Origin of the sequence: Actinomadura sp. 7K507 (assembly GCF_004348425.1) — a bacterium.
Classification (GTDB): Bacteria; Actinomycetota; Actinomycetes; order Streptosporangiales; family Streptosporangiaceae; genus Spirillospora.
In genome coordinates this window covers 1-7,680 of the sequence record NZ_SMKK01000335.1, presented here as the reverse complement: position 1 = coordinate 7,680, position 7,680 = coordinate 1, and the positions used below count along the sequence as shown (strand labels likewise).

Sequence of the window (7,680 nt, the reverse complement as noted above, 5' to 3'; positions counted from 1 at the left end):
CCCCTGACGCGCTCCCGCGCCCCGCGGCCGCGAAGGGCCCGTCCCGCCGCCCCGAACCGCCGCGCCCGGCCCGCGGCTAGGCCCCTGCGGTCAGGGCGCCGTCCGCATCGGGATCAGCGGGCGCGCCGGCGGAAGGCCAGCGGGAGGGTGAGGAAGATCACGATGGCGGTCAGGGCGAAGGCGGCCGGGTAGCCGGTGTGGGTGGCGGCGACGCCGAACGCGACGCCTCCGATGCCCATGCCGCCGTCGTAGCCGATGTTCCAGATCGCGCTGACCGTCCCGTAGCCGGAGGCGGGCGCCCGCTCGTACATCATCGACAGGCTCGCGTTCTGCGTGACCCCGAAACCCGCGCCGAAAAGGAGCACCGCGACGAACACCGCGACCGGGTTCGGCACCAGCACCAGCAGGGCGATCCCGGCGGCCGAGAGCAGGACGGCGGGCGGCAGCAGCCGCGCCGCGCCGTGCCTGTCCCCGATGCGTCCCGACCACCAGCGGGTGAGGGTGGTGGCGGCGGGCTGGACGAACAGCGCCGCCGCCGCGACGCCCGCCGCCGGGACCGCCTCCGGCAGGAACGTGATCAGGACGCCCGCCGCCATCGCGGTCGAGGCGAACGCGGCCGCGGGACGCAGCAGGCCCGCCGACCGCAGTCCCGCGACGATGCCGAAGGACCGCTCCGCCGGCGTGGACGCCCGCCGGCGCGGCAGGCCGGGCAGCATGGCCAGTGCCGCGAGCGGGAGCACCGCGGCCGCGACGAACACGGGCGGGTAGCCGACCTGCTCCGCGAGCCACACGCCGAGCGGCAGGGCGAGCACCGCCGGTAGCTGGGAGGTGACGCCGAACAGGCCGAGCGCCTCGCCCCGCCGCGGCGCCGGGGCGAGCTCGGCGACCATCGCGTTCGGAACGACCACGGCGATCCCGAAGCCGAGACCGCGCACCAGGCTCACCGCGATGATCGTCGGCATGTCCGACGAGGCGGTCAGCGCGAGCGGCGGGAGGCCGAGGAGCAGCAGCCCCGCCGCGAGCACCGGCACGTAGCCGAACCGGGCGAGCAGGCGGGGCAGGGCGAGTTCGACGAGGACCGTCGTCAGCATCAGCGAGCCCGTCGCGAGGCCCGCGCCGGTGCGGCCCGCCCCGCCGGCCACGGCGTACATCGGGACGACCGACAGCAGCAGGAAGACCCCGGCCAGGCTCGTGAACGTGGCCGCGAACACCAGTGCCAGCTGTCGCCCGACCAGGCGCGGGCGGGCCCCGCCGGCGTTCTCGCGGGCGTCCTCGGCCCGCCGTGACGGCTCGCTCATACCGACGACGTTAGAAGATCGCCCGGACCGCTCGGTTCTTGAGTTGGTTGCTAAGAGCGGCGGCCGAGCATGTGAGGAGACTTCATACCGTCCCTCATGCCCCGTGGGACACGGTGGTCAGCGTTCGGTGTCCAGTCCACCCCTGGAGCGAGAATGCGACTACGGAGCCTGTTCACAACCGCGGCGCTGGGCCTTGCCCTCGCCATGCCCGTGGTCGCGGCGCCGCAGGCGGCCGCCGTGCCCCAGACCACTGTGCCCCAGACCACGGCCGCCGCGCCGCCGGGCTGCGACGCCACCGACGCCGAGATCTACGCGGAGCCGCCCGCGACCGTGCGGGGGAACCCGGGCGACCCGCTCGCCTGCCGCCCGGTGAAGCTGACGAACATTCCCGGCGACGTCCCGATGCAGGCGTGGAAGGTCCGGTACGTCTCGACGGACGTGAAGGGCGCCAGGAACGTCGTGACCGGGACGGTCGCCGTCCCCGACGCGCCCTGGACGGGGGACGGCTCCCGCCCGACCGTCGCGTTCAACCCCGGGACGCTCGGCTCCGGCCTGCAGTGCGCGTTCTCCAAGCAGCTCGCCGGACAGTACGTCGACATGTACGAGGGCGGGAACCTCCAGCTGTTCCTGAAGGCCGGCCACGCGGTCGCGGCGACGGACGGGGTCGGGTACCTGAACGGGCAGGTCCACACGTACATGATCGGCGCCAACGCCGGTCACGCCCTGCTGGACGTCGTCAGGGCGTCCCGCCGGATCCCCGGTGGAACGCTCACGGCGGACGGCGACGTCGGCATCTCCGGCTACTCCGAGGGCGGCGCCGCCTCGCTGTGGGGGGCGCAGCTCGCCGCGTCCTACGCGCCGGAGCTGAACGTGGTCGGCGCGGCGGCGGGCGGCGTGCCCGGCGACCTGAAGGTGACCGCGAAGGCGCTCAACGGGAGCCTGTTCGCGGGCTTCCTCGCCGACGCGCTCGTCGGGCTGAACGCCGCCTACCCGGAGATGCCGTTCACCGAGCTGATGAACGACAAGGGCGAGCAGGCCATCGCGGACGTGAAGACCCACTGCCTGTTCGGGACGCTCGCCGTGTTCCTCGGCGCGAGGATCGAGAACTTCTCCACCGACGGCCTGTCGCTGGAGCAGCTCTACGCGGTGAAGGGTCCCGGCGGTGTGACCTGGGGCGAGATCGTCGACCGGCAGAGGCTCGGCGTCGGCATCGGCACCCCGTCCTCGGACGCCAAGTACAAGATCGACTTTCCGGTGTTCCAGTACCGGGGCTGGTTCGAGGAGATCATCCCGCACGAGACCGAGGACGCCACCAGGCAGCGCTACTGCGACGCCGGCATCAACACCACCTGGAAGAACAACTACCCGACCGAGCACCTGAGCACCGACTGGGGCGCGGCCGGGGACGTGACGAACTTCCTCGACGACCGGTTCGCAGGCAAGCCCGCCGAGGGCAACTGCTGACCGCCCCCCGCTCGCGGCCGGGCCGCCGGGACGACCGGCGGCCCGGATCCGTGACCGGGGGACTCCCCGCCATCGAATCCGTTAGGAGCACTACATGACAGCGGGCGTTGCCGACGCCGGCAGCCGGACCCCGCAGCCCGACATCTCCGGGACCGTCCCGTTGCCCGAGCGCATCGCGGTCGTGGTCTTCGTGGCGGCGCCGATCATCGGGGTGCTGGGGGCGATCCCCTTCCTGTGGGGCTGGGGTATCGGCTGGACGGACGTGGCCATCTTCGCGTTCCTGTATCCGATCAACGCGATCGGGATCACGGTCGGCTACCACCGGCACTTCACGCACGGCGGCTTCAAGGCCAAGCGGTGGCTGCGGATCGCGCTCGCGATCCTCGGCGGGCAGGCCATGCAGGGGTCGGTCATCCGGTGGGTCGCCGACCACCGCCGCCACCACAAGTACGCCGACCAGGAGGGCGACCCGCACTCGCCCTGGGCGTACGGGCCCGGCGTGTGGGGTCTCACCAAGGGGCTCTACCACGCGCACATGGGCTGGCTGTTCAGCAAGGACCGCACGTCCCGCAGCAAGTACGCGCCCGACCTGCTCAAGGACAAGGACATCCGCTTCCTGTCCCTCGACCCGGTCTACGCGGTGATCGTGCTCTCCACGTTCCTCGTCCCGATGGGGCTCGGCGCGCTGCTCACGTTCTCCTGGCACGGCGCCCTCACCGCGCTGTTCTGGGCGGGGCTCATGCGGGTGTTCGCCGGCGAGCACATCACGTTCTCGATCAACTCGATCTGCCACGTGTTCGGCAGGGAGGACTTCAAGACCCGCGACAAGGCGCGCAACGTGTGGTGGCTGGCGATCCCGTCGTTCGGCGAGTCCTGGCACAACCTGCACCACGCCGACCCGACGTGCGCCCGGCACGGCGTCCTCAGAGGGCAGATCGACATCAGCGCCCGCGTCATCTGGGTCTTCGAGAGGCTCGGCTGGGTCTGGGACGTGCGCTGGCCCGACCACGAGCGCCTCGCCACCCGCCGCGTCCCCCGCGGCCCCCGCGGCGAATCGGCCGCGGACACCGTCTCGTCCTGACCCGCCTCCAGTACGGGAGCCACGAAGCATGACTGAAATGCCTGCCCTCGACCGGACGCCCCTCATCGAGCGGCTCTCCCGGTTCGCCAAGGACTTCCCCGACGACCGGGCCTACACGTTCATGGACTACATGACGGACCCGGACGGCATCGCCCTCGAAGTCACCTGGGGCGAGCTGGACAGGCGCGCCCGGTCCATCGCCGCCGCGATCCGCCGCGCCACCGAGCCGGGACGGCGCGTGGCGCTGCTCGCCCCGCAGGACCTCCACTACGTCACCGGGTTCCTCGGCGCGATGTACGCCCGCGTCATCGGCGTCCCGCTGTTCTCGCCCGACCTGCCCGGCCACGGCGACCGGCTGCTCGCCGTCTACAAGGACGCCGAACCCGACGTCGTGATCACGTCGAGCGCGTCGCTGCCGCACGTCGAGGCGTTCCTGGCGGACGAGACCGTCCCGGCGCCGGCCGAGATCATCGTCGCGGACCAGGTGGACGGGTCGCTCGACTGGACGCCCGAGCCGATCGACCCCGGAGACGTCGCCTACCTGCAGTACACGTCCGGCTCGACCCGCACCCCCGCCGGCGTGATCATCACGCACGGCAACTTCGCGACGAACGCCGAGCAGCTGTGGGAGACGTTCGAGGGCATCCCGCGCGAGTCGACCGGCGTGAACTGGCTGCCGGTGTTCCACGACATGGGCCTGGTCACCACGGTCGCGCTCCCGCTGGTCTACGGGAACCCGGGCGTGATCATGGACCCGGTCGCGTTCATCATGCGTCCCGTCCGCTGGCTGGAACTGCTCAGCGAGCAGAGCCACGCGTTCACCGGAGGCCCGAACTTCGCCTACGAGTACCTCACCGCGCAGGTCACCGAGGAGGAGAAGAAGGACCTCGACCTCAGCGGCGTCCAGGTGTTCATGAACGGCGCCGAGCCGATCCGGGAGAGCACGCTCAGCGGGTTCTATGAGGCGTTCAAGGACTGCGGGCTGCGGCCCGAGGCGCAGGTGTGCGCCTACGGCCTGGCCGAGGCGACCGTCTACGTGTCGGCGTCGTCGCGCTTCCGGGAGCCGACGCGGCGGGCGTTCGACCACGAGCGGCTGCGCCGCGGCGCAGCCGAGCCGTGCGCCGCCGACGCGCCCGGCGCGATCCAGCTGATCGCCTGCGGGACGTCCTACGGCCAGCACGTCGTCATCGCCGACCCCGAGACCGGGGACGGCCTGCCCGACGGCAAGGTCGGCGAGATCTGGGTGCACGGTCCGAACGTCGCCGCCGGGTACTGGGGGCGCCCGGAGGCCACCAAGGAGACGTTCGAGGCCGAACTCCGCGACCCGGGCGACCTGCCGGGCCGGCCGTGGATGCGTACCGGCGACCTGGGCGTCATGCACGAGGGCGAGCTGTTCGTCACCGGCCGGATCAAGGACCTGGTCATCGTCGACGGCCGCAACCACTACCCGCAGGACATCGAGTTCACGGTCTCGGGCGCGCACAAGGCGATCCGCCGCGAGTACACCTGCGCCGTGTCCGTCGACGTGCCCGCCGACGCCGGCGAGACCGAGGGCCTCGTCGTGATCGCCGAGCGGAACCGGCGGGTGCCGATCGCGCTGCTCGACCTCGGCGAGGTCGCCCAGGGGGTGCGGACGGCCGTGAAGCAGCAGCACGACCTGCGCGTCCACGACTTCGTCCTGATCGAGCCCGGCGGGCTGCTCCGCACCAGCAGCGGCAAGATCGCGCGGGCCGCCTGCCGCCAGGCCTATCTCGACGGGACCCTGCCGATCACGGAGGTGCCGTCCAAGAGCGAGTGACTCCGACAACGGCCCTGGGGCGGGGGAGCTAGGCGTCCTCCTGGCCGGTGTCCCGGATCCAGACGGGGAGCAGCAGCATCAGCTCCAGCCGCAGCGCGGGGTCCTCGATGTCGTAGTCGAAGAGCTCGTGGAGCCGCGCGAGCCTGTACCTGACCGTCTGCGGGTGCACGGACAGCGCCTCGGCGGCGTCGGTCGCGTTGAAGCCGTGCCGGAGGCACTCCAGCATCGTGGCGGCCAGCCGGCCGCCGCGTTGCCGGCCGAGGGCGGTGAGCGGCGCGAGCCTGCGCCGCACCGCCGCCTCGGCGAGCGTCCAGCCCTCCTGCAGCAGCAGGTCCGGCATGTGCCGGTCGGCGTGGACGAGGGCGCCGGTCCGCCGCGCGTCTCCGTTCGCGGCCGGGGCCGGTGCCTGCCCGAGGCGCCCGGCCACCATCAGATCGAGGGTCCGGTGCGCCCAGTGCAGCGACACGCCGGCCTGGTCCGCCGGTACCGACGGCCCGACCGCGCCCGTCCAGCCGCGGAGGGTGGCGGTGAGCCGGTCGGCCCCGCCGGGGCGGTCCGGGTCCGGCATCACCAGGCAGGGGCGTCCCTTGTCGAGGCCGCTCAGCAGGAACGGCGGCAGCCCGGCGGGTCCCTCCCCGCCGCTGCCGGGACGCGGGCTCAGCACGATCACCGCCAGCCGCTCCGGCAGCCGCCACCCCGCGAGGTTGGACTGCTCGGCCACGATGTCCTGCGGCGCCGCCGGTTCCGACAGCAGCAGGCTCAGCAGCCGGCCGCGCCGCTGCTCCCGCTCGCCCGCCGCCTTCTCCCGCGCCCGCGCGTAGCCCTGCGCGGCGGCGGAGGCCAGCAGGTCCAGGTACGCGAAGTTCACCTCGGCCAGCGAGATCGCCAGCTCCCGCGGCTTCTTCAGCCGGTCGGCCTCCCGCGACAGGTACCGCCAGGCCGTCCGGGACGCGATCCGCAGCGCGTTCTGCAGGTGCTCCAGCGAGCGTCCCTCGACCGCCTCCCCGTATCCGATGTCGAAGAAGACCTGGTGGACCTCCTGCCAGGACGCGTCGGGATCGGCGATCATCTGGACGAAGTGCCCCATGCCCTGCTCCGCCGCGACCCGCATCACGTCGATGTAGACGGGATCGTCCGGCCGGGCGTACTCGGGAATGTGGCGCAGTACTCCCTCCACCATGGCGTCGACGAGGGCCGGAAGGTGCGGCCGCATCCACTGCGCCTCTTCCCTGGGGACGTCCCTCCACGGCTGGGCCGACAGGTCGTCCCCGGAGGATCTCGCGTGGAGCTCGGTCAAAGCGTCACCTCCAGAGCGGGCACCCGGGCCGTCAGGCTAGGCACATCCTGCCCCCTATGGCACTCACTTTGCTCACAAACCCGCCCAGACCCCGGGACCACCTATGTCGGCAGCGTGAGCAGGACGACCGCGACTCCGGCGCCCGCCAGCCCCGCCGCCTGTGCCGCCGACAGCCGTTCGCGCAGCGCGGTGACGCCGAGCAGGACCGGCACCACCGGATACAGCGACGACAGCACGACCGCGATGACGACGAGCTGCTCGCGCGTGGCCAGCAGGTAGAAGACCAGCGCGGCCGCCGCCAGGCCTCCGTTCAGCGCGGACCAGAGCCAGGTCTTCCCGGACGGGAACAGGCCCCGCGGCGATCCGATCATCGGCGCGATCGTGAGGACGGCCGCGACCCTGCCCGCCGCCACGGGCCAGAGCCCGGCATCGCCGCCGGCCTGGGCGAGGGCCAGGTACTGGATCCCGATTCCGCAACTCGCGACGAGCCCGTTGAAGAGCGCCGCGCGCATCCTGCCGTGGTCCTCCGAACGCGACCGGGAGACCAGCCACAGCGCGGGCAGGACCACGGCGATCCCCGCCCACGCGGGCGCCGACGGGCGGTCGCCCAGGAACGCGACCCCGGCCACCACCGGCAGCGCGACCCCGCCGACCGCGCTGACCGGGACCACCACGCTCATGTTCCCGTTGCTGATGCCCCGGTAGAGGAAGACCATCGCGGCACCCGTCCCCACCCCCGACA

Annotated in this window: 6 protein-coding genes; 3 read left to right on the top strand and 3 right to left on the bottom strand. The window is 72.6% G+C overall.

Annotated elements, in window-relative coordinates; translation table 11 throughout:
- Positions 1–113 precede the first annotated feature (113 nt).
- Positions 114–1,298, bottom strand: a complete 1,185-nt coding sequence (locus tag E1285_RS41440; RefSeq protein WP_132160160.1) for an MFS transporter — start codon at positions 1,296–1,298, stop codon at positions 114–116.
- A gap of 153 nt (positions 1,299–1,451) precedes the next feature.
- Here E1285_RS41440 and E1285_RS41435 point away from each other — a divergent pair, with 153 nt between their 5' ends.
- The 3 genes from E1285_RS41435 (at position 1,452) to E1285_RS41425 (ending at position 5,641) form a co-directional block, all read left to right on the top strand.
- Positions 1,452–2,762 (top strand): lipase family protein, encoded by a 1,311-nt coding sequence (locus E1285_RS41435; protein WP_132160158.1) that lies wholly within the window; start codon positions 1,452–1,454, stop codon positions 2,760–2,762.
- Between the two features lie 94 nt (positions 2,763–2,856).
- A complete protein-coding gene (locus E1285_RS41430) occupies positions 2,857–3,843 on the top strand; it encodes an acyl-CoA desaturase (RefSeq protein ID WP_132160156.1) in 987 nt (328 codons plus the stop codon).
- A 28-nt stretch (positions 3,844–3,871) separates the two neighbouring features.
- Positions 3,872–5,641 carry a fatty acyl-AMP ligase gene (locus E1285_RS41425; protein WP_132160154.1) on the top strand — a complete coding sequence of 590 codons (1,770 nt, stop codon included), beginning with the start codon at positions 3,872–3,874 and terminating at the stop codon, positions 5,639–5,641.
- A gap of 28 nt (positions 5,642–5,669) precedes the next feature.
- Here E1285_RS41425 and E1285_RS41420 read toward each other — a convergent pair whose 3' ends face one another.
- Both E1285_RS41420 and E1285_RS46130 read right to left on the bottom strand, forming a co-directional pair.
- Positions 5,670–6,938, bottom strand: a complete 1,269-nt coding sequence (locus E1285_RS41420; RefSeq protein WP_243723420.1) for a helix-turn-helix domain-containing protein — start codon at positions 6,936–6,938, stop codon at positions 5,670–5,672.
- A 101-nt stretch (positions 6,939–7,039) separates the two neighbouring features.
- The coding region (locus tag E1285_RS46130) for a DMT family transporter (RefSeq protein ID WP_165966983.1) at positions 7,040–7,680 on the bottom strand (641 nt) is incomplete at its 5' end.

Bases quoted from the DNA above. Each gene is read 5' to 3' on its own strand.
- E1285_RS41440 (WP_132160160.1), bottom strand. From the start codon at position 1,298: ATGAGCGAGCCGTCACGGCGGGCCGAGGACGCCCGCGAGAACGCCGGC.
- E1285_RS41435 (WP_132160158.1), top strand. From the start codon at position 1,452: ATGCGACTACGGAGCCTGTTCACAACCGCGGCGCTGGGCCTTGCCCTC.
- E1285_RS41430 (WP_132160156.1), top strand. From the start codon at position 2,857: ATGACAGCGGGCGTTGCCGACGCCGGCAGCCGGACCCCGCAGCCCGAC.
- E1285_RS41425 (WP_132160154.1), top strand. From the start codon at position 3,872: ATGACTGAAATGCCTGCCCTCGACCGGACGCCCCTCATCGAGCGGCTC.